Source organism: Pseudomonas sp. 8(2025) (assembly GCF_052665325.1).
This window is the reverse complement of record NZ_JBQOIE010000013.1, coordinates 200,973-221,994: the sequence shown is the minus strand read 5'-3', so window position 1 is coordinate 221,994 and position 21,022 is coordinate 200,973. Positions and strand designations below refer to the sequence as shown.

At 61.7% G+C, this 21,022-nt stretch carries 25 protein-coding genes and 1 pseudogene; 11 read left to right on the top strand and 15 right to left on the bottom strand.

The genetic code is table 11. The features are described 5' to 3' along the window. The first annotated feature begins 256 nt into the window (after positions 1 to 256). The gene (locus ACUXVH_RS23775) at positions 257 to 631 is read left to right on the top strand and encodes a DUF2846 domain-containing protein (RefSeq protein ID WP_065363336.1); all 375 of its coding nucleotides are present in this window, start codon (positions 257 to 259) and stop codon (positions 629 to 631) included. A gap of 71 nt (positions 632 to 702) precedes the next feature. On the opposite strand, the gene ACUXVH_RS23770 is transcribed toward ACUXVH_RS23775, so the two are convergent. Further along, positions 703 to 975, bottom strand: a complete 273-nt coding sequence (locus ACUXVH_RS23770) for a hypothetical protein (protein ID WP_065363337.1) — start codon at positions 973 to 975, stop codon at positions 703 to 705. A gap of 450 nt (positions 976 to 1,425) precedes the next feature. Here ACUXVH_RS23770 and ACUXVH_RS23765 point away from each other — a divergent pair, with 450 nt between their 5' ends. Further along, complete coding sequence (locus ACUXVH_RS23765) at positions 1,426 to 2,007, top strand: hypothetical protein (RefSeq protein ID WP_065363338.1); 582 nt, start codon at positions 1,426 to 1,428, stop codon at positions 2,005 to 2,007. A 65-nt stretch (positions 2,008 to 2,072) separates the two neighbouring features. On the opposite strand, the gene ACUXVH_RS23760 is transcribed toward ACUXVH_RS23765, so the two are convergent. Both ACUXVH_RS23760 and ACUXVH_RS23755 read right to left on the bottom strand, forming a co-directional pair. Beyond that, positions 2,073 to 3,020: an AraC family transcriptional regulator gene (locus ACUXVH_RS23760; protein ID WP_065363339.1), complete on the bottom strand. Its 948-nt coding sequence runs from the start codon at positions 3,018 to 3,020 to the stop codon at positions 2,073 to 2,075. A 117-nt stretch (positions 3,021 to 3,137) separates the two neighbouring features. Beyond that, positions 3,138 to 3,881 (bottom strand): DUF899 domain-containing protein, encoded by a 744-nt coding sequence (locus tag ACUXVH_RS23755; protein ID WP_019095061.1) that lies wholly within the window; start codon positions 3,879 to 3,881, stop codon positions 3,138 to 3,140. Between the two features lie 197 nt (positions 3,882 to 4,078). Here ACUXVH_RS23755 and ACUXVH_RS23750 point away from each other — a divergent pair, with 197 nt between their 5' ends. Beyond that, positions 4,079 to 4,471: a transcriptional regulator gene (locus ACUXVH_RS23750; protein WP_065363340.1), complete on the top strand. Its 393-nt coding sequence runs from the start codon at positions 4,079 to 4,081 to the stop codon at positions 4,469 to 4,471. A gap of 7 nt (positions 4,472 to 4,478) precedes the next feature. Here the strand turns inward: ACUXVH_RS23750 and ACUXVH_RS23745 are convergent, their stop codons facing one another. The 3 genes from ACUXVH_RS23745 to ACUXVH_RS23735 all read right to left on the bottom strand — a co-directional run bounded on the left by ACUXVH_RS23745 (position 4,479) and on the right by ACUXVH_RS23735 (position 6,519). Then, a complete protein-coding gene (locus ACUXVH_RS23745; RefSeq protein WP_065363341.1) occupies positions 4,479 to 5,348 on the bottom strand; it encodes a DUF6279 family lipoprotein in 870 nt (289 codons plus the stop codon). A gap of 65 nt (positions 5,349 to 5,413) precedes the next feature. Further along, positions 5,414 to 6,133 (bottom strand): TorF family putative porin, encoded by a 720-nt coding sequence (locus ACUXVH_RS23740; RefSeq protein WP_065363342.1) that lies wholly within the window; start codon positions 6,131 to 6,133, stop codon positions 5,414 to 5,416. Between the two features lie 197 nt (positions 6,134 to 6,330). Then, the gene (locus tag ACUXVH_RS23735) at positions 6,331 to 6,519 is read right to left on the bottom strand and encodes a hypothetical protein (protein WP_016962619.1); all 189 of its coding nucleotides are present in this window, start codon (positions 6,517 to 6,519) and stop codon (positions 6,331 to 6,333) included. Positions 6,520 to 6,861: 342 nt separating this feature from the next. Between ACUXVH_RS23735 and ACUXVH_RS23730 the strand changes: the two genes are divergently transcribed. The 3 genes from ACUXVH_RS23730 to ACUXVH_RS23720 all read left to right on the top strand — a co-directional run bounded on the left by ACUXVH_RS23730 (position 6,862) and on the right by ACUXVH_RS23720 (position 9,159). Beyond that, on the top strand, positions 6,862 to 7,698 hold the full coding sequence (locus ACUXVH_RS23730; RefSeq protein ID WP_065363343.1) for a CvfB family protein: 837 nt from the start codon (positions 6,862 to 6,864) through the stop codon (positions 7,696 to 7,698). Positions 7,699 to 7,726: 28 nt separating this feature from the next. Continuing rightward, a complete protein-coding gene (locus ACUXVH_RS23725) occupies positions 7,727 to 8,149 on the top strand; it encodes a DUF2177 family protein (RefSeq protein WP_053149681.1) in 423 nt (140 codons plus the stop codon). Between the two features lie 86 nt (positions 8,150 to 8,235). Then, entirely contained in the window at positions 8,236 to 9,159 is a 924-nt protein-coding gene (locus tag ACUXVH_RS23720; RefSeq protein WP_041774558.1) for a DMT family transporter, read from the top strand. An 8-nt stretch (positions 9,160 to 9,167) separates the two neighbouring features. On the opposite strand, the gene ACUXVH_RS23715 is transcribed toward ACUXVH_RS23720, so the two are convergent. Further along, positions 9,168 to 10,328, bottom strand: a complete 1,161-nt coding sequence (locus ACUXVH_RS23715) for a YbfB/YjiJ family MFS transporter (RefSeq protein WP_011059906.1) — start codon at positions 10,326 to 10,328, stop codon at positions 9,168 to 9,170. Positions 10,329 to 10,432: 104 nt separating this feature from the next. Here ACUXVH_RS23715 and ptrR point away from each other — a divergent pair, with 104 nt between their 5' ends. Both ptrR and ACUXVH_RS23705 read left to right on the top strand, forming a co-directional pair. Next, positions 10,433 to 11,326, top strand: coding sequence for a putrescine utilization regulator PtrR (gene ptrR, locus ACUXVH_RS23710; RefSeq protein ID WP_011059907.1), 894 nt, complete (start codon positions 10,433 to 10,435; stop codon positions 11,324 to 11,326). A gap of 133 nt (positions 11,327 to 11,459) precedes the next feature. Beyond that, on the top strand, positions 11,460 to 11,588 hold the full coding sequence (locus ACUXVH_RS23705) for a PA1414 family protein (RefSeq protein WP_011059908.1): 129 nt from the start codon (positions 11,460 to 11,462) through the stop codon (positions 11,586 to 11,588). Between the two features lie 88 nt (positions 11,589 to 11,676). Here the strand turns inward: ACUXVH_RS23705 and ACUXVH_RS23700 are convergent, their stop codons facing one another. The 6 genes and pseudogenes from ACUXVH_RS23700 to speB form a co-directional block, all read right to left on the bottom strand. Further along, positions 11,677 to 11,937, bottom strand: coding sequence for a hypothetical protein (locus ACUXVH_RS23700; RefSeq protein WP_011059909.1), 261 nt, complete (start codon positions 11,935 to 11,937; stop codon positions 11,677 to 11,679). A gap of 27 nt (positions 11,938 to 11,964) precedes the next feature. Further along, positions 11,965 to 12,222 (bottom strand): phosphopantetheine-binding protein, encoded by a 258-nt coding sequence (locus ACUXVH_RS23695; RefSeq protein WP_019093736.1) that lies wholly within the window; start codon positions 12,220 to 12,222, stop codon positions 11,965 to 11,967. Between the two features lie 304 nt (positions 12,223 to 12,526). Further along, complete coding sequence (locus ACUXVH_RS23690) at positions 12,527 to 13,906, bottom strand: sodium:solute symporter (RefSeq protein WP_065363344.1); 1,380 nt, start codon at positions 13,904 to 13,906, stop codon at positions 12,527 to 12,529. A gap of 132 nt (positions 13,907 to 14,038) precedes the next feature. Then, on the bottom strand, positions 14,039 to 14,254 hold the full coding sequence (locus tag ACUXVH_RS23685) for a hypothetical protein (RefSeq protein ID WP_019093738.1): 216 nt from the start codon (positions 14,252 to 14,254) through the stop codon (positions 14,039 to 14,041). 21 nt (positions 14,255 to 14,275) lie between these two features. Continuing rightward, positions 14,276 to 14,467: pseudogene (locus ACUXVH_RS23680) on the bottom strand (DUF4440 domain-containing protein); the annotation flags it as partial. Between the two features lie 165 nt (positions 14,468 to 14,632). After that, positions 14,633 to 15,583 (bottom strand): agmatinase, encoded by a 951-nt coding sequence (gene speB / locus ACUXVH_RS23675; protein WP_011059912.1) that lies wholly within the window; start codon positions 15,581 to 15,583, stop codon positions 14,633 to 14,635. 359 nt (positions 15,584 to 15,942) lie between these two features. Between speB and ACUXVH_RS23670 the strand changes: the two genes are divergently transcribed. Both ACUXVH_RS23670 and ACUXVH_RS23665 read left to right on the top strand, forming a co-directional pair. Continuing rightward, positions 15,943 to 16,836, top strand: coding sequence for a LysR family transcriptional regulator (locus tag ACUXVH_RS23670; RefSeq protein WP_011059913.1), 894 nt, complete (start codon positions 15,943 to 15,945; stop codon positions 16,834 to 16,836). 9 nt (positions 16,837 to 16,845) lie between these two features. Continuing rightward, the gene (locus ACUXVH_RS23665) at positions 16,846 to 17,442 is read left to right on the top strand and encodes a tRNA-uridine aminocarboxypropyltransferase (protein WP_065363345.1); all 597 of its coding nucleotides are present in this window, start codon (positions 16,846 to 16,848) and stop codon (positions 17,440 to 17,442) included. Positions 17,443 to 17,522: 80 nt separating this feature from the next. On the opposite strand, the gene ACUXVH_RS23660 is transcribed toward ACUXVH_RS23665, so the two are convergent. Then, positions 17,523 to 17,918, bottom strand: a complete 396-nt coding sequence (locus ACUXVH_RS23660; protein ID WP_011059915.1) for a YbaN family protein — start codon at positions 17,916 to 17,918, stop codon at positions 17,523 to 17,525. 10 nt (positions 17,919 to 17,928) lie between these two features. Beyond that, positions 17,929 to 18,516, bottom strand: a complete 588-nt coding sequence (locus tag ACUXVH_RS23655; RefSeq protein WP_011059916.1) for a UPF0149 family protein — start codon at positions 18,514 to 18,516, stop codon at positions 17,929 to 17,931. Between the two features lie 274 nt (positions 18,517 to 18,790). On the opposite strand from ACUXVH_RS23655, the gene recQ reads away from it, so the two are divergent. Beyond that, entirely contained in the window at positions 18,791 to 20,917 is a 2,127-nt protein-coding gene (gene recQ / locus ACUXVH_RS23650; protein ID WP_065363346.1) for a DNA helicase RecQ, read from the top strand. The last annotated feature ends 105 nt before the right edge of the window (positions 20,918 to 21,022 follow it).

Genomic DNA, 21,022 nt, shown 5'->3' with positions numbered 1-21,022 from the left:
CGGAAATTAAAATTGCAGTTGTCTAGCTTGGAAGAAGCATTAATGATTCGCGTGGTAGTATGAGGTGTTTGTTTGTGCTGCTATTTGGTGAAGGTTTCAAAGGGTTTTGGCAGTAGAAAGATTTTCTAGTTTAGAGGAGGTAATAAAGTTACGTGTAATAGGGGTGGTTCACATGATTTAGACTGTCTGTAAGATTGCTTCTGTTGTTTCGATAGCCCTGCTTTATGGCTGTGCCTCAGCCTCATCAATGGAAAAAATGCAAGCCGAAGTCGCGCAGTACTCGTTACCCAAACCTGCAGTTGCCGATAAAGGGCTTGTATACGTCGTTCGTCCCAGCAATGTGGGAATGATGGTGCGTTACAATGTCTTCCTGGATGACAAGGAAGCCGACTCGGAAATGGGCTACAACCGTGGTAACCAATACATTTATTTCTACGTCACCCCTGGTCAGCACGTTATTAGCTCCAAGGCTGAAAACTGGGCAGACATGTCTGTGACGGTGAAAGCAGGCGAGGTTATCTACCTCAAGCAAGAAGTTGAAGTTGACGTGGTGATGGCTCGTAACAGCTTGAAGGTGTTAAGTGATGTGGAGGGCCGTTATCTGGTCAAAGGTGTAAAAGAGATCAAATAAGCCTTTGATCGATCGCTATCCGATCTACAGCAAGAGAAAAAGGGCGACTTTCAAGCCGCCCTTTTTTTTGCTTACTGGAGCACCTGCTCCTGCATTCGCCTTGTCGTCACATCTATCAAATCACACCCATCGCGCAGCAAAATGCTGCACACCAGCGACAGTTCCTGCAGCACCACTGCACCTTTGGGCGCGTCATCACAAATCGCGAAGTTTTCCAGTAGTTGAGTCACAGCGCGAATGCGATACGCCGCCGCATCGTGCAGGACGTCAATGGGGGCTTGGGTATCGATCAGCAGGGAGGGAGTGTTGCAGTCGTGGCCGGTAATCGGCATGTATCTGTTCATGTGTAGACCTCTGTTTGACTGGCTGAATGCCTACACCCGTTGTCGCCAAACAAGAGGGTGACGGCAGTACGCAGGTTGGCGAACCGACTACAGAGGTAAAGTCGGCAGATCCTGAGATCTCCCGCGCACAGCCGTCACAGAACTGCGTGTGCGGACGCAAAATACCTGCAAGCTGGATCTTTTGCATTCCCTATGTAAATCAGGTCGCCAAACCCGGTGGTTCTTTCAACGCTCCCTCGACTATATCCAGCGTTCCTCCCTGTCCTTTAAGCCTCATTCCTACTGGATTGTCTGCTTCTGCTGTAAGGCAATTCCTAATTTGTCTAGAGGACCTGTTCAAGCCGGTCCGCCGTGTTTTTCCTGGCTTACAATGCCGCCGCTTATCGCCATGCCACAGGTGGTTTTCAGGTGGCGGTGCGTTGTTGAAAACCTTCTCAAGGAAGATCCGTCATGCGTCTGTTGTCTCTGCTCTTCACCCTCGCTTTGCTCGCCGGTTGCGCTTCCACCCCGGACTATTACATCTCGCCCAAACCGGTGCAGATTCCCGCCAACGCGACTTATTGGATCGACACTTTCAAACTGCAACTGGTCGGTGAGAGCGAGCGTTTTCTGCCCGAGGACAAGTTGCGCCAGCAACTGGGCATGGAGTTGATCCGGCAGTTGGGCAATGCCAATCGCTACGCCGCCACCAAGGACAGTGCCGACTACCTGCTGGATGTAGATGCGGTGTACAAGCGCCGCCTCAGTGATTCCCAGGGCGGGCTGGTGTCGATGGTCGTCGATGACAATACGATCCTTGCCAGTGTCGACTTTGGCTATAAGGTGCAGGTCAAGCGCGACGGCGCCGAGGTGTTGCATTTCGCCCAGGAGCGCGATGGTTTGCAGCCTGCCGGGGCCATGGGCCAGTTGCGCAATATGAAGACCATGTTGGGGGCGATCACCAACAGCGGTAACTCGGATGTGGAGAACTTCTACATTCGTGCTCTGCCGAGGTTCATCGTTCGCGATATCACGGCCATTCCTTCTCGTTGAGTGAGTGTGTGGGGGGATTGTAGGAGCGAGCTCGCTCCTACAGGGGGATCAACGTGCTTTTTGGGTTATAGCTTTTTCACCGGAATGCAGATCTCACACTCCAGCTCCCCGGTCTTGACGTCGTAGAAGGCATCCGCCGGGTAGCGTTCGAAGGCCGGGCGCGGGTCGAATTGCAGGCCGCTCTTGGGCAGCCAGTCGCGGCACAGTTCGATCCAGGCATCGGCGATAGCCGGGCCCAGGCCGCGGTAGTGGGCCACGGCGTAGAGGCCGCCGGGCAGGGTGGTGACGACCGCGGGGGCGCTGGCCTTGAAGTCTTTGGGCACTTCCACGCAGGCGTCGTAGCGGCATTTGTCGGCGGGGGTGAGGTCCGGGTCGTCGTGGCCGATGCCGTAGCGCACGCGGTTGAACAGCTGGTGTTCGAGCATCCACGGCGCGGCGGTTTCGCGCCAGAAAACGCCAATGTCCGGGCCGTAGGCGCCGATGTAGCGCAGGTAGGCCACGCGGGTGGCGGGTAGTTGCTGCAGGGTGACCTTCATCGCGGTTTCCTTCAGGTGAATGAAGGCGTCAGGATCGTCGAAGGCGGGGATGTGGGTCTGATCAGGATTGCGCAATTCACGCAGGCGGCGTTCGCGGATGTCGTCCAGGCGGCGGTGCCAGCGTTTGGGCTCAGTATCGCGCCAGGTGCTGGGGGAGACCGAGAAGTGCTGTTTGAAGGCCCGGGAAAATGCCTCGCCGGAGCCGAAGCCGACTTCCAGGGCAATTTCCAGCACTGAGGCCGAGGGGCGGCTGGCCATGAGGTAGGCGCCGCAGGCCAGGCGTCGGCGGCGCAGGTAGGCACCCAGGGGCTCGCCGACCCAGGCGCTGAACAGGCGGTGGAAGTGGTAGGGCGAGAAATGGGCGACCCGCGCCAGGTCCGCCAGCTCCAGGGGTTGGTCCAGGTGTTGGTCGATATGCTCCAGCACCCGGCTCATGCGCAGGGTGTATTCGTGGAGGCTGTGATAGGCGGCGCTCATGTCTACAGCTTAGTTGGCTGGGTGGGTCGTCACAGTCTGCCGCAGATTTGTGCCGTTTGTGAGTGCGATTCGCCGGCAAGCTGGCTCCTGCGGCAGGTTCTGCCGGCGAACAGGTTCTCAATCGTCACAACAGCAACTGCTGCTCTTGCCCTGGGGCGTTGCCTGGTAGCGATCGTGGTGCCGGACCCAGCCCATGATCTGCTCTTCGTTGCGCCCCTTGGGTGTCAGGTCGAGGAAGTTGTAGGCCCCCAGCAACAGGTCCAGCCCGCGGGCATAGGTGGAATAGGTGTGGAATATCTCACCTTGCGGGTTGCGGTAGAACACGCTGAGCCCGGGCAACTCCTGCTCATCGCCACTGGCCTGTTCGTAGTTGTAGCTGGCAGTGCCCTGGGCCAGTTGCTCGGTGCTGAGGCTGACGCCGAAGTCCTGGTTGAAGTCGTCGCCGGCGCTGGAATACCAATCGAAATGCCAACCCATGCGCTGGCGAAAGGCCTGGAACTCGGCATAAGGGGCGTGGGAGATGGCCACCAGCGCTACATCGTGGTGGGCCAGGTGCTGGTTGGCGCCATCGAAGTGGTCGGCGACGAACGAGCAGCCCTTGCAGCCTTCCTCCCAACCTTCGGCAAACATGAAGTGGTAGACCAGCAGTTGGCTGTGGTCGCCAAACAGATCGGCCAGGCCCAGCGGGCCATCGGGGCCATGAAACTGATAGGGCTTGTCGATTTTTACCCAGGGCAGCGCCCGGCGTTCGGCGCTGAGCTGGTCGCGCTGGCGGGTAAAGGCTTTTTCGTGGATCAGGTGCTGTTTGCGGGCTTGCAGCCATTGTTCCCGGGAGACCACGGGATGCTCGGTAACGGACATGACATCTCTCCTCAAGGCAGTGGGGGCGATGGGTCTTACACACGCTAGTCGTTTGGCGCTGGAGTGGATCGACAAACCGCCCAGCGGTTTTCCGATCAGGGGGCGGCGGCCTGGGGTGGATTTCCTGAACGGCTGAATGGCCTGCCGGTCACAACTTGTGAAGGCATTTCATTCGCTTGTCTGGAGGTTGAATCAGGATGACGACTTATAACTGGGATCTGATCGAACGACTGCTGCACGAAGTGCAGAACGGCGCCGGCCACAGCTTCACTCCGCGACCCTATGCCGAGCAGCATGCGGCGGCCAAGGCGGCGGAAGGCGAGCCCACCGGCAATCTGGATGACCTGAAAGTCACCGCCACCGAGTACGAAAAGTTACTGCTGGACCGGGGCTTTATCGAAAGCCGGCCGGAAGAGGAGGGGGGCAATGGCGAGAACTTCGTGCTCACACCCCGTGGTTCCAGCCTGCTGTGCCTGATCGACAGCAGCATCCCGGGCAATGATCACCCGCGCCAGGTGCTGGATGAGCAGGCCGATGCGCTGGATCCGGCGACCTTCGATCAGATGGCCTCCAAGGCCCAGATCGCTTAGGTTGCACCTAGCCCTGGCGGGCGTTCTGCAGGCATTTGAGCTCGGCGAAGTCCTTGCGCACTCCGTCGATTTTCTTCAGCAGGCGCTGGCGCTGGGCCGGGGTGCTTTGTGCCATCAGGTCCACCAGCAGGCTGCGTGCGGCCTGTTCGGTGTGGGCGTAGGCCTGGCGATAGTCCGGCGTCCATAAGCTCTCGCGGTGTACCAGCAATTGCTCGATACGTTGTGGGAAATCGCTGTTTTGCCGTTGCTCCACAGCCGCGCTGAATTGCGCCTGCCAGTGGGCTCGGTTGGCGATCCACTGCTGGTTCTGCTGGCCCAGGCTGCTGGACCATTGTTCCACCCGTTGCTGCTGGCTCGGGCTCAAGGGGCCGAGCCAGGCGTTCAGGCGCTTGCTCATGCGTTGGCTGCGCTGCTCTATCTGTTGCGCCAACGGCGGCTTGAGGTATTGCTCCTGGTGTTCCTGCAGGTCCTTGGCGAAGGCGGAATTCATCTCTTTGACTTGCTGGTCGTTCAGACCCTGGAGCAGCTCCACGGCGGACGGGGTGATCTGCTGGGCGGTTTCGGCGATGGCTTGCTTGGCTTCCCGGGTGCGCTCTTGCAAGCCCTGGTCGCTGACCTGGTTGTTCTGCACCATCAGTTGCAGGCGGTCGAGCCAGTCCAGGTAACCCGGAAGCTGGGTGGTGCAATGCCAGCTCAGGTGCTGCTGCAGGCGCTGGTTGAACCAGCTCTTCTGCTCGCTGTTCATGTCCAGGTAGTCGTTGAGGTTCCAGGGAATGATCACATCCAGGTTGCGATAGGCCAGGCCGACCCGGCTACAGGCGCCCAGCAGCAGGCTGATGATCAGGAGCGGAATGAGGAGGTGCCAGCGGCGCGCCATGTTCGAGTCCTTGCGAGTGCGGGTTGCTGTATCTGAACCCTGAAGGTGCCTCGCAGTTCAGACGTTCAGTAGAACGCCCGTTCGGCCTTGAAGGTAAGCAGGCCGTCGCATTGCGGGTTATGCCCGGAGTAGGCGCTGCAGTCGTTGCCGCTGAGGCTGGAGTCACTGTAGATCAGGTTCAGGTCGATCCCCAGCCAGGGGCGCGAGAGCTTGATCGACCAGTCATTGAAGCCGGCCACGTAGCCGCCGTCGGCGATCGAGACGCCATTGTTCAGTTGATGGGTGGTGTATTTGACGCTGACGCCAATGCCGAACGGTACGTTGCCGCCCAGGTCAGCGAACAGGGTGCTGTTGCGTTTGTCCGGGTCATTGCTGAAGGCCGCGCCGAAGCGGCTACCGAGCAGGGTCAGGCCGCCGTAGAATTCCTGGCTGTCCTGGGTCCGCAACTGCGGGTAGTTGTAGTGGATCATTCCCAGTTCGTAGCCCAGGGTCTGGTCGAAGGGCTGCTTGAAGCCCAGGTAGGAATCCACCTCCAGTTTGCTGGAGGGGCTCAGGCCCATGCTGGGGGCCCACTGGCCGGCATACCAGCCACTGTCGTGGCTCAGGTCGAGGCCGCCGTGGAACGAGCCGCTGGAAGACGGCTTGACCAGGCCCTGGGCCATGCTGCGGCTGGGGCTGGTGCCCAGCTTGAGGTCGAAATCCCCCAGCTCGCGCTGGAAGATTTGCCCATGGGCAATGGGGCAGGCCAACAGCAGGCTGCAGGCCAGCAACGCGGATTTGAGCATGCAGCACTCCCTGAACTGCGCGGAGCGACAACCTGAAAGGCGGCTGAAACGATTGATCTAGAGGGGGTAAAGGATACCGGCGAATGCCATTGGCTGAAGGCCGTTCGTCGATTTGCTGGTAGTGGGGAGGAGAGCGGGTGCCAGTCCTAGCGCTTTGAGGGCAAAGCGCTAAGGGACCAGGATAATGCGCGGGGGAGTTACTTCTTGCCCAGGCTGATCTGCTTGGACGGGCCGAAAGTCTGGCCGCTGACGCCTTTGGCGATCTGCTGGATTTCGCCGCCCGATTTCAGGAACGCTGCGATCTGTTCGTTGATCGATTCACTGGTTTCAACGGCGGGAGCTGGTTTTGCTTTGCTGTTGGAGGCTTTTACTCGCATGGCGGCCATTTAACCTTTCGGGAAAATTAATTTGGCCAGGCATCTTATCAGAAATACTTGACAATTGCTTGGTAAATATCCCCTGGAACAGAAAGACGCTTCCTGCTGTTTTTCCTAAGTTTATTTTTCGGATATTTTCCTAAGTCGCTGTTTTAACTAAGGACCCATCGAAAAAAATGCCCTCTCGCTGTGCTCCGCAAAGGCTCTATGCACGGCTGTTTGCCTGACGAGCGGCCGGTTGAGCGCCGGGAACGCCAGAAAAATCAAGGATTTCGTGGCCGGCGATTCAGGAGCGTCAACGCAGGCCTGGAAAACAGGTAGAATGCCGCCCACGCAATGAGGGTATTGGAAATGGCTTTAGTCGGGCGCTACAACAGTTTGCAAGTGGTTAAACACACTAACTTTGGTTTGTATCTGGACGGTGGGGCAGACGGCGAAATATTGCTGCCCAATCGTTATATCCCCAAGGACATTCCCAGTGAAGATGAAGACTGGCTGAATGTTTTTGTTTACTTGGACAGTGCTGACAAGTTAATCGCAACTACCGAAAAGCCGAAAGTTCAAGTTGGTGAGTTCGCCAGTCTTAAAGTCGTCGAAGTTAACAGTATCGGGGTGTTCCTGGACTGGGGGCTGCCCAAGGATCTGCTGCTGCCGTACTCCGAGGAAAAGCGCCAGATGAACGCCGGCGAATACTGCGTGGTGCATGTCTACCTGGACAAGCACACTCGCCGTATCACCGCCACGGCCCGTCTGGACCGCTACCTGGACAAGACGCCGGCCAACTACAAGGCCGGCCAGGAAGTCGACTTGCTGGTGGCCGAGTCCACCGAAATGGGCTTCAAGGCCATCATCAACAACAAGCACTGGGGCCTGATCCACAAGAACGAAGTGTTCAAGTTCCTGCGCTCGGGGATGCAAGAGAAAGGTTTCATCAAGGAAGTGCGCGCCGACGGCAAGATCAGCCTGAGTTTGCAACCTGTCGGTGAACAGGCGGCCACCAGCCTGAACTCGAAGATCCTCGCCAAGTTGCGGGAAAACGATGGCTCGCTGGCGGTCAGCGACAAGAGCGATCCGGCCTTGATCAGCAGTTTGTTCGGGGTTAGCAAGGGCAACTTCAAGAAGGCCATCGGTGCCCTCTACAAGCAGGGCCAGATTGTCATTCACGCGGATCGTATCGAGCTAAGCTGAGACTCACTTCACGCGGCGGGCGAGGCTTATGAAAACCACGCTGGTTGCCTGGCTCGCCACCTTGCTGGCGTTCCTGCTACTCGACGCGCTCTGGCTGGGGCTGATGATGGGCGAAACCTACCGGGCCCAGTTGGGGGCGCTGCTGCTGGAACAGCCACGGCTGTTGCCGGCAGCGCTGTTCTACCTCCTCTACGTTAGCGGTTGCCTGCTGTTCGCCGTGCGGCCCGCCCTGCAGCAGGGCGGCTGGCGCCGGGCTGCGTGCCTGGGGGCGCTGCTCGGGCTGGTGGCCTACGGCACTTATGACCTGAGCAACTGGGCGACCTTGCAGGGCTGGTCGGCTTCCCTGGCGCTGCTGGACATGGCCTGGGGCATGCTGGCCAGTGCCCTGGCCTGCAGTTTCGGCGTCTTCTGTGCCTGCCGCTGGGCGCCAGGCGCAAACGGCGGGAACTAGGTCTGCTCCAGGGGACCCGTCAGGCGCGGCGGCAGTTCTATATTTCGGGTAGGGGTCATGTCATTGAATCAATGTGAGGTATGGCGGTGAGCATCGAACGGCGCAACGCCGATGGGTTTGCCCTGCAGGTGATGTTGGGGCTGTGCCTGATCTGGGGCGTGCAGCAGGTGATGATCAAGTGGGCCGCGGCGGACATTGCGCCCATCATGCAGGCGGCCGCCCGTTCGGGGATCTCGGCGCTGCTGGTGGCTCTACTGATGTGCTGGAAAGGCGGCTGGTCCCAGGTTTCCAGTACCTGGCGCGGCGGCTTGCTGGCCGGCGCTCTGTTTGGTCTGGAGTTCCTGTTTATCGCCGAAGGCCTGAAGCTCACCAGTGCCGCGCACATGTCGGTGTTTCTCTACACCGCACCGATCTTCACCGCCCTTGGGGTCAATTGGCTGTTGCCCAGCGAACGCTTGCGGCCCTTGCAATGGTTGGGGATCGTCCTGGCCTTTATCGGCATCAGCATTGCCTTTGCCGGCGGGATCTCCCTGGACAACCTGGACCGGCGCATGCTCCTGGGCGACATTCTGGGATTGCTGGCGGGGCTGGCCTGGGGCGCGACCACGGTGGTGGTGCGGGCTTCGCGGCTGTCCGAGGCGCCAGCGACCCTGACCCTGTTCTATCAGTTGATCGTCGGTTTCGTCGGCCTGTTGCTGATCGCCGTGCTCAGCGGCCAGGTGACCCAGGTCAGCCTGACTCCGGTAGCGGTGGCCAGCGTGTTGTTCCAGGGGCTGGTGGTATCGTTCTTCAGCTACCTGACCTGGTTCTGGCTGCTGCGGCGTTATCTGGCGGCGAACCTGGCAGTGTTTTCCTTCATGACCCCGATGTTCGGCGTGACCTTCGGCGTGCTGTTACTGGACGAGCCCTTGAGCCTCAACTTCGTGCTGGGGGCAATGCTGGTGCTGCTGGGTATTACCTTCGTCAGCGCCGAACAGTGGCTGCGGCGGCGGATCCAGCGCTTGTTGTAGCCCGCGCTTCACGAGACGACCGCACAGCGCTGTGCCCTTGGTCGCAGTTGCCAGAGCAGGCTGGCGCCGATCAGCAAGCCGCAGCCCGCCACCACCAGCGCCAGTTGCAGGTCGCCGCTGAAGTGGCTGCTCAGGGCGGCCAGCAACGGGCCGCTCAACTGGCCCACGGCAAAGCAGGCAGTGAGCAGGCCGGCGTTGCGCTGGGCCGACTGCGGCGCCAGTTCCCGGGAGCGCTGCATCACCAACTGCATGCAGGCCAGGAACGGCGTGCCGCACAGCAACACGCCCAATACCAGCCCCAGGCCACTGCCCAGCAGGCAGGCAAAGACCCCGGCGGCCTGCAGCCACAAGGTCGCCATCAGCCATTGCCGGGTGCTGTGCGGGGTGTGCCGACGCAGGCTGGCCAGGGCCACGCCCACGGCCGCGGCCAGGCCGAAACCGGGCCAGAACAGGTCGGCCTGCCACTGGCCCTGGAAGCGCGCATTGGCCATCTGCGAAAGGAAGGTCGCGGGGATGATGTAGCCCACGCCATACAGGGCGTAGACCAGCCCCAGGCGCGCCACGCTGTGCTCAGTGGCGCAGGCGCTCTGCGTTTCGCCACTGGGGCGCGCCGAGGCCGGGGGCAGGATCGGCAGGATCACCAGCAGCATCAACAAGGCGACCGCGGCATACAGCAGCCACAGGTTGGCCGAGCTTTGCCCCAGAAGATTGGAGCCCAGGGCCAGTAGCCCGGTGAGCATGATGCCCAGCCCCGGGCCGGCGAATACCAGGGCCCCGAGGCGTGGCCGGCCCGCCGCCTGGGCCAGGGGTTGGCTCAGGGCCGTGATCATCACCAGCACCCAGGCGCTGGCCACCCCGGTGCCGAAGCGCAGCAGCAGGTGCGGCCAGAAGCCCTGGGCCCAGAACGAGGCCAGGGTCAGCAGCACGCACAGCCACAAGCCGCCCAGCAGGCGCAGGCGCACCTGGGCCGGACGCCGGGCGAACATGGCGTCCAGGGCTCCGAGGAAATAGCCCAGGTAATTGGCGGCGGCAATCAGCCCGGCGGCGGTCAGGTCGACCTGGCCTTCGCTGATCAGGTGCGGCAGTTGCGGGGTCAGGGCGAAGCGGCCAATGCCCATGGCCATCATCAGGGCAATGAAGCTGGCGAGCAGGCGGAGCAGGGGAGACATGGTCGGCTTTCCATCGATGGGGACAATGACCGTCAGGCTAGGGCTGATTGACTTTCTTTAAAAATGAATAATATTGAGTAACTTGTTCAGTTTTGGAGAAAGTCATGGAGTTCAGCCAATTGCGCATCTTCCAGGCCGTGGCCGAGGAAGGCTCCATCACTCGCGCCGCCGAGCGCCTGCACCGAGTGCCGTCGAACCTCTCGACCCGGCTCAAGCAACTGGAGGAGCAACTGGGGGTCGAACTGTTCCTGCGCGAGCGTCAGCGCCTGCAGTTGTCGCCGGCGGGCAAGGTGCTGCTGGATTACGCCGCGCGCCTGTTCGCCTTGCACGACGAGGCCCATGCCGCGGTGCAGGGCGGTCAGCCGGCCGGGGAGTTTGTCCTGGGCACCATGTACAGCACCGCGGCGATTCACTTGCCTGCGTTGCTGGCGCGTTATCACCGGGCTTATCCGGCGGTGAACCTGCAGGTGCAGTCCGGGCCCAGCGGCGAGTTGCTCGAAGGCTTGCTCACCGGGCGCCTGGATGCAGCCCTGGTGGACGGGCCGCTGGAGCTGGCAGGCCTGGATGGCGTGCCCCTGTGCGACGAGACCCTGGTACTGATCAGCGAAGCCGACCATCCGCCGGTGCGTACGGCCCGGGACGTGGAGGGCCGTGCGGTGTTCACCTTTCGCCAGGGATGCTCCTATCGCATGCGTCTGGAATCCTGGTTTGCCCACTACCACGCCGCGATGGGGCGGGCCATGGAGATCGAGTCCTATCAGGGCATGCTGGCCTGTGTGATCGCCGGTTCCGGGGTGGCGCTGATGGCTCAGTCGATGCTCGACAGCCTGCCGGGGCGCGAAAGCGTGGCGGTGCATGCCCTGGCCGAGCCTTTTGCCCGTGCCACTACCTGGCTGATGTGGCGCAAGGGCATGGTCGGGGCCAACCTCAATGCCTGGATCGAGCTGCAACAGGGCGCTGGCGTGCAGCTTGCGCAGCAGGCGCGGGCCCATGCTTGAGCACCCAATGGCCATTGGCTTTAATCCAGTAACAGTTCATTGCCATTGCGCAGCAGCGCGCTGGAAAAGATAGGGCTATTATCTGCTTGAGGCGGCGCAGTATCGCCGCTCGGCACGACCCTGAGGGGGCACTATGAAAGACAAACTGCAAAGCTGGCTGCACGACCTTGGCGTCGCACTGGGCCTGATCGAGCCACCGCTGCAACCGGTGCCGATTCCTACCGACGAAGAGCTGCGGCGCCGTCAACAACGTCGTCGCTGAAGCAGAGGCGAGAGCGGAGTGCAGGCTCCGGCTCTCGCGGATGTTTTCTAGCCGGCAGTCGCTGGGCCACAGGCCTGGGGCAATCGGGTCAATCCTGGTTTTGCCGGGCCTTTTCCAATAACCATTGCACCAGGTCATCCACCCTTTCCAGCTGCCCTAGCGCTCGCTGCTCTTCACGGGGCAAGACACCCAGGTCGAACCTGTCCTCCAGGCGCCACAGCAGCGCCTCGATATCATCCCTGTCCAGCCCCAGTTCAGAGAGACCGCTCTGGTCATCGAAATCCACAGGCTCATCCAGCCAGTGGCGAATGAGCAGGTGCACTGCCGCGCGCGCTTGGGCCCGATTCATCTGCGTTGCTCCCGATACGACAGCAGGTCAGGCGGGACGGGCAGCGTCGGCGCGGGTCTTTTCCAGGATGAACAGGCTCAGCTCGCTGATGCTGCTGATTCGATACAGGTCGCGGTCGGGATCCAGGCGAATGTTGAACTCTCGCTCCAGGCTGTGCAGCAGGGCCTTGAGGTCCAGGGAGTAGGTGTCGTGTTCGCGGGCCTGGCAGGGCGGGGTTGGCCACTTCTGGGCCATTTGTGCATCGATGGCATGACGGATGCTTTGCTGGATGGAGAAACGGTCCATAAACACCTCGGGGCAGGGAGAGGCTCTTATTGTTTTATGACCCCATCCAAGGGTGAAGCGATAGCGTGCACTGAGGCGGCCAGCGATCCTTGTACTGTTTTCCTGCGGGAACAGTCGTCGCTGGATCTGAGTACAGCACAGGTTTTTTTCCGGCGGGGTAACCATTCGTCCATTCATGGTCCTGACGAAAATGGCTGAGGGCTTTGCCCGTCGGTGCCGCGAGGCTTTTGCCAGGCGAAAAAAAACGGGTGCGGCCACCGACGCCGCACCCGTCGAAGAAAAGCTTCAGACCTCCGGCTTCACGTCAGATTGCGTTGGCCAGGGGCGCAGGGCGCCGGGAGGCCAGGCTTACCACCACGAAACTCACCAGGCCCACGGCCAGGCTGTAGTAGATCGGTGTGTTGGCATCCAGGCCGTCCTTGAACATGAAGGCCAGAGCCGTGACGAAGCCCAGGCCCATGCTGGCGATAGCGCCGGCAGTGGTGGCGCGTTTCCAGAAAATGGCGCCGATCAGCGGGATCAGCATGCCGCCCACCAACAGGTTGTAGGCCAGGGTCAGGGCGCTGATCACGTCGTTGACCACCAGGGCAATGCCCAGCACCAAGATGCCGGTGAGGAAGGTGAACAGGCGGTTGATCCCCAGGCTCGATTGCTTGCCGCCGCGCAGCCTTGGCAGCAGGTCTTCGGTCAGGGTGGTGGAGGCGGCCAGCAGGCCGGCGCTGGCGGTGGACATCATGGCGGCCAGCGCCGCAGCGATCACCAGGCCACGGATGCCGTCCGGCAGCGAGGCTTTGACGATGGCGGCAAAGGCGTTGTTGACGTTGTCCAGGTCCGGCAGCAGAACATGGGCGGCCATGCCGATCAGGGCGCAGGCCAGGCCGTAGAGGATGCAGTAGAAGCCCGCCAGGGTGCCGGCGTATTGCGCGACTTTCTCGGTCTTGGCGGTGAACACCCGTTGCCAGATGTCCTGGCCGATCAGGATGCCGAAGAAGTAGATCATGAAGTAGGTGATGATGGTGTCCCAGCCGATGGCGGTGAAGCTGAAACTGGACGCTGGCAGCTTGGCCACCAACTCATCCCAGCCGCCTACGCGGTACAGGCAGATCGGCAACAGGATGAACATCAGGCCCACGGTCTTGATCACGAACTGGACGATGTCGGTCAGGGTCAGCGACCACATGCCGCCGATCGCCGAGTACACCACCACCACGCCGCCGCCCAGCAAAACCGAAACCCAGAACGGCAGGCCGAACAGCACTTGCAGAACGGTGCCGATGGCGAGGATCGAAGTCACCCCGATCATCAGCGCGTAGGCCAGCATGATCACTGCGCTGGCCTGGCGGGCCATGGGGTTGTAGCGCTTCTCCAGCACCTGGGTGACGGTGAAGATGCGCAGCTTGAGCAGCGGCTTGGCCAGCAGCAGGTTCAGGGCAATGATCCCCGCCCCCAGGGCGGCGCACAGCCAGAAACCGGAAATGCCGTGGACATAGCCCAGGCGCACGGTGCCGACGGTGGAGGCACCGCCCAGGACCGTGGCGGCCATGGTGCCCATGTACAGGGTCGGGCCCAGGTTGCGGCCGGCCACCAGGTAGTCCTCGTGGGTCTTGGCCTTGCGCATGCCGTAGTAGCCGAGTACGAGCATGCCGGCGGCATAGATGAGTACGACAAATAGATCTAAAGCCATGGTGGCGTGTCTCCGATTATCTTTTTTATGTGAAACAAACGGTTCATGCAGGTGCTGGCTGCTCAGCGAAGGCGGGGTCAAGTCTTGTGCAAGACCCAGGGGCTCTATCGCGAGGCCGGCCGCTCCAGGAGGTTATCCGGGCAGTAGCGCGCGACTTGCCAGCAGCCCGCTGGTACAGCGGCTGGCCATGCTGGAGTGCGCAGTTTCGAGAGTGGCGATGGCGGTGCTGGCCAGGCCGGGGGGCAGGCGAAACAGGTCGCAAGGCCTGGTGTCGCGCTGGTGCTCGAGGATCTGTCCGATCCTGTTGGTTGCGATGTTGCTAGGGTTTTTTTCTTTGTTGTTATTCATGATCTGCTCCGATCACATTGGCTAAGGGGGTGGCAGCCCTTCCGGCACAGCGGACAAATGGTTGTGACAGGCCAGCCAGAGGCCTTGTTGTTTTGTGCGAGACCCAATGGTTTCGCGTTCCTGGCTGAAGTCTTGCTCCCCTTGCATGCGCAGCTTCGTGGCTACGTCATGAGTCAATCCGGCGCCGTCTCCTTGTGGGCGGACGACGGCGTTGTCCGGGATGCGTCACCGCACCTCGGAACCATCCTTGGCCCGTCATCGGCCCGGCTAATGCCTGGCAGGCATTGCGCAACAGCAGTCGAGGACGGGGTAAAGATGAAGCGGGTAGTACCGCTTTGCGCCGCAAACGGTCTGGCGGCGCGCAGCATGTGCTGAGTCTCAGCGATGGGCGACGCCAGGCAGCACGCAGAGCATTTCGTACAGCAGGTTGGCGCCCAGCAGCGAGGTATTGCCGGTAGTGTCATAAGGCGGCGAAACCTCCACCAGGTCGCAGCCCACCAGGTCCAGGCCCTGGCAGCCACGGACAATCTCGATGGCCTGGATGGTGGTCAGGCCACCGATTTCCGGGGTGCCGGTGCCTGGGGCCCAGGCCGGGTCGATGCCGTCGATGTCGAAGCTCAGGTACACCGGGCCGTTGCCGACTTTCTCGCGGACTTCGGCCATCAAGGGCTCCAGGGATTTGTGCCAGCATTCTTCGGCCTGGACCACGCGAAAGCCCTGCTTGCGGCTCCAGTTGAAGTCTTCGGCGGTGTAGCCCTGGGCGCGCAGGCCGATCTGCACCACGCGGTCGCAGTCCAGCAGGCCTTCTTCCACGGCGCGGCGGAAGGTGGTGCCGTGGGCGATCTTCTCACCGAACATGTGGTCGTTGACATCGGCGTGGGCATCGATGTGCACCAGCCCGACCTTGCCGTGTTTCTTGTGGATGGCCCGCAGGATCGGCAGGGTGATGGTGTGGTCGCCGCCCAGGGTCAGGGGAATCACGTTGTGTTCGAGGATGCCGTCATAGGCTTCTTCGATGATGCGCACCGCGTCCAGCAGGTTGAAGGTGTTGATCGCTACGTCGCCGATGTCGGCCACCGACAGCGAGTCGAACGGGGCAGCACCGGTGGCCATGTTGTAAGGGCGGATCATGACTGATTCGGCACGGATTTCCCGCGGGCCGAAACGGGTGCCGGCACGCAGCGAGGTGCCGATGTCCAGGGGCACGCCGACGAACGCAGCGTCCAGGCCGGCAGCGGATTGCAGATGGGGAAGACGCATCATGGTGGCGATGCCGCCGAAGCGCGGCATTTCGTTGCCGCCCAGTGGTTGGTGGAGAATCTTGTCCACGGGATAGGCCTCATCGTTGTTTTATATTTATGGGGTCGACGGCGCAGCGAATCCTGCCCGAGCAACCGAGTGGGGCCGATTCTGCGAAATGTAGTGCGGGGAAAGAATCGCTACGAACAAATACTTAGTTCAGATTTTTCTAAACTAATGGCCGATGGCGCGCTAGACTCCCGCGCTGCTCCCCAGGCCCTTGGTGGCGAGGGAGCTTGCTCCCGTCCGGTGGTGCAGCCACCGTTATCCGGGTTGCAGGGTTGGATTGAAAGCGGGCATGGAGGCCATCGGGATTGCTTTGCCGCTCGGCGAGAACCCGCACCCTCGCCGCAGGGACGTTGTCGTTTTGCCTGTTATCGGAGCCTGTCATGGCCAACGCTTTACCTGATCTGAAACTATTGCGCATCTTCGTCAGCGTGGTGCGGCATCAGGGGTTCGCCAACGCCCAGCACGAACTCAATCTTTCCACCTCGGCCATCAGCACCTACATGAGCCAGCTGGAGGCATCCCTGGGCCTGGTGCTCTGCCACCGTGGCCGGGGCGGTTTCAGCCTGACCAGCAAGGGCGAGCTGTTCCACCAGGAAACCCTGCGCCTGCTGGGCGAGCTGGAAGGTTTCGAACAGTACGCCGCAGCCCTCAAGGGCGAGCTTCGCGGCACCTTGAACCTGGGGGTGATCGACTCCACGGTGAGCGATAAGGCCCTGCCGTTCGCCGAGGCCATCGGCGCCTATAGCCAGGAGCATCCGGCGGTGCACCTGCACCTGTCGGTGATGAGCCCCCACGAGTTGCAGCTGGGGGTGCAGGACAATCGCCTGGACCTGGCCATCGGTGCCTTTTCCACGCGCATGAGCGGCCTGGTGTACATGCCGCTGTACCGCGAGCAGCATTGGCTGTATTGCAGCAACCGTCACCCGCTGTACAGCGAGCGGCGCATTCCCGAGCAGGTGATCACCCAGCAACGCATGGTCGGCCGCGGCTACTGGAGCCAGGCCGAACTGGCCCGGCACGGCTTCAAGCACAGTGCGGCGACGGTGGAGAGCATGGAGGCGCAGTTGATCCTGGTGCTGTCCGGCGCCTACATCGGCTACCTGCCGGAACATTACGCCCAGGCCTGGGCGGACAAGGGCGACTTGCGGGTGCTGCTGCCGGCAACCTTTGGCTACCAGGCGCCGTTCTCCATGATCATGCGTCGCGGACGCGGTCGAGAGCCGCTGATCCAGACCTTTCGCGACCTGCTCAAGGCCCAGCTCAACCAGTCATAAGGAGGTCCCATGTCTCGAGCACGCTGCGAGCGTTGCCTGCGCCCTGCGGGCCATTGTCTGTGCCCGCTGATTCCCCGGTTACCCAGCCGCACCCGAGTGCTGTTGTTACAGCATCCCAGTGAGGTCAATCATGCCTTGAACACCGCACGTCTGGCGGCGCTGGGGCTGAACAACGCCGAACTGGTGGTGGGGGAAGTGTTCGAGGAGCTGCCGGCGTTGCTCGACCAGCCCGGATATCGAGCATGCCTGCTGTTCCCGGCGGATGATGCCCGGCCATTGCAGGCCTATGCCGAGACGGATGCACCGCTGCTGCTGGTGGTGCCCGACGGCACCTGGCGCAAGGCGCGCAAGTTGCTGCACCTCAATCCGTTGCTGGCGGCGCTGCCACGGGTGACCCTGGCGAGCGCGGTGGAGTCTCGCTATCGCCTGCGCAAGGCCCCGGGGCCGGGAGCCTTGTCCACTGTGGAAGCGATCGTTCAGGCATTGCAGGTACTTGAAGCTCCTGCTTCGTTCGAGCCGCTATTGCGGCCTTTCGAGGCCCTGATCGAAGGGCAGATTGCCGCGATGGGCGAAGACACCTACCAGCGCAACCACGCCAAATCCTGACCGCTCCCGAGTCTGGCGCCGCTGCCGCAGGCGGCGATGGTGCGCGGTGGCCCCGCGCTTGCCGGCCACCCCACAAACCTTCAGGAGCGCCGCAGGGTCTTCTGCCGCAGGATATAGAGACTCACCAGTACTGCGCTGGTCAGCATGAAGCCCCGGGCCCAGGGCGATGGCACCAGATAGCAGGAGAAACCGATGCTCAACCACATCAGGCCGATGGCGTAGACCTTGCCCTTGAGCGGAATGCCGTTGCCGTCGAGATAGTCGCGGATCCACGGACCCAGGCGCGGGTGTTGCACCAGCCATTGGTAGAAGCGTGGCGAGCTACGGGCAAAGCAGGCGGCTGCCAGCAGCAGGAAAGGCGTGGTAGGCAATACAGGGAGGAAGATACCCACTACCCCCAGCGCTACGCTCGACCAGCCGATGGCCAGCAGAACGTAACGCCATAGCAGGGGGCGTTGGCCTATGGGCTTGGCCATAGGCAGCGGCTCAGTGGTGGCGCGGCTTGAGCAGTGCAGGTTTTTCGTCGGGGGCGTTGCACAGCAGGTACAGCGCGGTCAGCGCTTCGGGGATCTGCACGATCATGTCGTCCATCAGGTTGGCATCGCTGGCGATGTCGGAGAACTCCGGCTGTTCGTCGAACAGGCCGGAACCCACCATGATCGGCAGCAGCATCTCGCTGACTTCTTCCTCGGCGGTTTCGAACCAGGCCGCTTCACGCAGGAACACGCCTTCCATGAAGCCGATGCACCAGCCGCGCAGGTCGGAGTCGTCCGGGTCCTCGCCCAGGTCGAGTTCGCAGGGCAGCTCGAATTCTTCGTCGGAAGCCAGTTGGCGGGCGATGTGCGCCTTGAGGGCCAGCAGGGTCGACTCGATGGCTTCGCGTTCGGCGTCGTCACGGTAGTGCGGCTCTTCGGCGAACAGGGCGTCGATCCATTCACGGTCCGGAACGCTTTCCGAGCAGATGGACAGCGCGGTCAGGTAGCCGTGAGCGGCCACGTAGTCCAGCGCCTCGTCGTGCAGATCATCTGCATCGAGGAAGACTTGCAGGCGGGTTAGTTGCTCAGCGAAGGACATTGACGGCTACCTTGGGGAATAAACGATGCTGAATTCTAGGCTTTCTTGCGCGCTCAAGCCAGCCGCGGTGCCGATTTGAGCGGTTCTAAAGGTTACCAGCGGTCCATTGTCGGTGCCCTCTGCCGGGAAGGGGTCGGGTATACTCGCGCGTTTTGTGATGCCCTGCAGGCTGGCCGTCTGTTCCGGACAAGTCCGCTAACGCAAATGTCGGTGAAGCGTGCCGGCTTTTCGTCCAGTCTGCCCCCAGGGATTTCAGCGATTTTTGGAGTTTTTCATGCTCGAACAGGCTCAACGCGTCCTCAAGGACATCTTCGGCTACGACAGTTTCCGTGGTCGCCAAGGTGCGATCATTGAGCGCGTGGCCAGCGGCGGCGATGCCTTGGTACTGATGCCCACCGGTGGTGGCAAGTCGCTGTGTTTCCAGGTCCCGGCGCTACTTCGCGAAGGGCTGGCGGTGGTGGTTTCGCCGCTGATCGCGCTGATGGACGACCAGGTTGCGACCCTGGAGGAACTCGGTGTCGCAGCGGCAGCCCTGAACTCCACCCTCAGCCCCGAGCAGCAGCGTGACCTGGCCGCGCGCATCCGGCGCGGCGAAGTGAAGATGCTCTACCTGGCCCCCGAGCGCCTGGTCCAGCCGCGCATGCTGGCGTTTCTGCAGAGCTTGGAAATCGCCTTGTTCGCGATTGATGAAGCCCACTGTGTGTCCCAGTGGGGCCACGACTTCCGCCCCGAATACCTGCAATTGGGGCAACTGGCGGAAATGTTCCCCCAGGTGCCGCGCATTGCCCTGACCGCCACGGCTGACAAGCGCACCCGGGAAGAGATCGTCAATCGCCTGCACCTGCAGGACGCCGAGCGTTTTCTCTCCAGCTTCGACCGGCCGAACATCTTCTATCGCATCGTGCCCAAGGAGCAGCCACGCAAGCAGTTGCAGGCCTTCCTCAACGAGCGGCGCAGCGATGCCGGGATCGTCTATTGCCTGTCGCGCAAAAAGGTCGACGAAGTGGCTGCATTTCTCTGCGAACAGGGTTTCACCGCGCTGCCCTACCATGCCGGGTTGCCCAATGAGCTGCGGGCCTATCACCAGAAGCGCTTCCTCAACGAAGAAGGCCTGATCATGGTGGCCACCATTGCCTTCGGCATGGGCATCGACAAGCCCAACGTGCGCTTCGTGGCCCACATGGACTTGCCCAAGTCGCTGGAAGCCTACTACCAGGAGACCGGTCGCGCCGGCCGTGACGGCCTGCCGGCAGACGCCTGGATGGCTTACGGGCTGCAGGACGTGCTGATGCTCAAGCAGATGCTGCAGAACTCCGAGGGCGACGAGCGCCACAAGCGTCTTGAGCAGCACAAGCTCGATGCGATGCTGGCCCTGTGCGAGGAAACCCGTTGCCGGCGCCAGACCCTGCTGGCCTATTTCGATGAAGACATGCCGCAACCCTGCGGTCACTGCGACAACTGCGTCGATGGGGTACAGACCTGGGACGCCACCGAGCCGGCACGCCAGGCGCTGTCGGCGATCTATCGCACTGGCCAGCGCTACGGCGTCGGTCACCTGGTGGATGTGCTGCTGGGCAAGGACACGGAAAAGGTCCGCAGTTTCGGCCATCAGCACCTGTCGGTATTTGGTGTCGGCAAGGCCCGCAGCGAAGGCGAATGGCGCTCGCTGTTCCGCCAGTTGGTGGCCCGCGGCCTGGCCGACATCGATCTGGAAGGTTATGGCGGCCTGCGCCTGAGCGACAGCTGCCGCCCGCTGCTCAAGGGCGAAGTGACCCTGGAGTTGCGTCGTGATCTCAAGCCGCAAACCACCCCCAAGAGCAGCACCAGCCAGGCCAGCCAGCTGGTACGGGGCGAGGAGCGCGAGCAGTGGGAAGCGCTGCGGGCCCTGCGACGCAAGCTGGCGGAAGAACATGGGGTGCCGCCTTATGTCATTTTTCCCGATTCCACCTTGCTCGAAATGCTCCGCAGCCAGCCCGGCTCCATGGCCGAAATGGCCGAGGTCAGCGGCGTGGGTGCGCGCAAGCTGGAGCGTTATGGCGCAGCCTTCCTCGAAGTCCTCGGCGGCGGTGTCGAGGCGCCGAAAGTGGTTGCCGACCTGCGCCATGAACTGATCACCCTGGCTCGCGCGGGGATGACTCCGGTGCAGATCGCCGGCCAGTTGCAGTGCACGGAAAAGAACGTCTACACCCTGCTCGCCGAAGCCATCGGCAAGCAGCAGCTGTCGCTGGAACAGGCCCTGGACTTGCCGGAAGACCTGCTGGGAGAGATCCAGGATGCGTTCCTCGACGGCGAGGGCGAGTTGCCGCCAGTAGCCGAGGTTATCCCGGTGTTTGCCGGAAGGGTGCCGGAAGGGGTGCTGTATTGCGTACGTGCGGCCTTGGAGTCGGAGTTTGAAATGTGAAGGGGTGCGTCAATGTTGTAACGATTCAGTCCCTTACAGGCCTTGCCTCCGGGCAAGGGGCATGCTTAGCTGACTAATAATTAGTTTTTCTTTATTTTCAGTCTG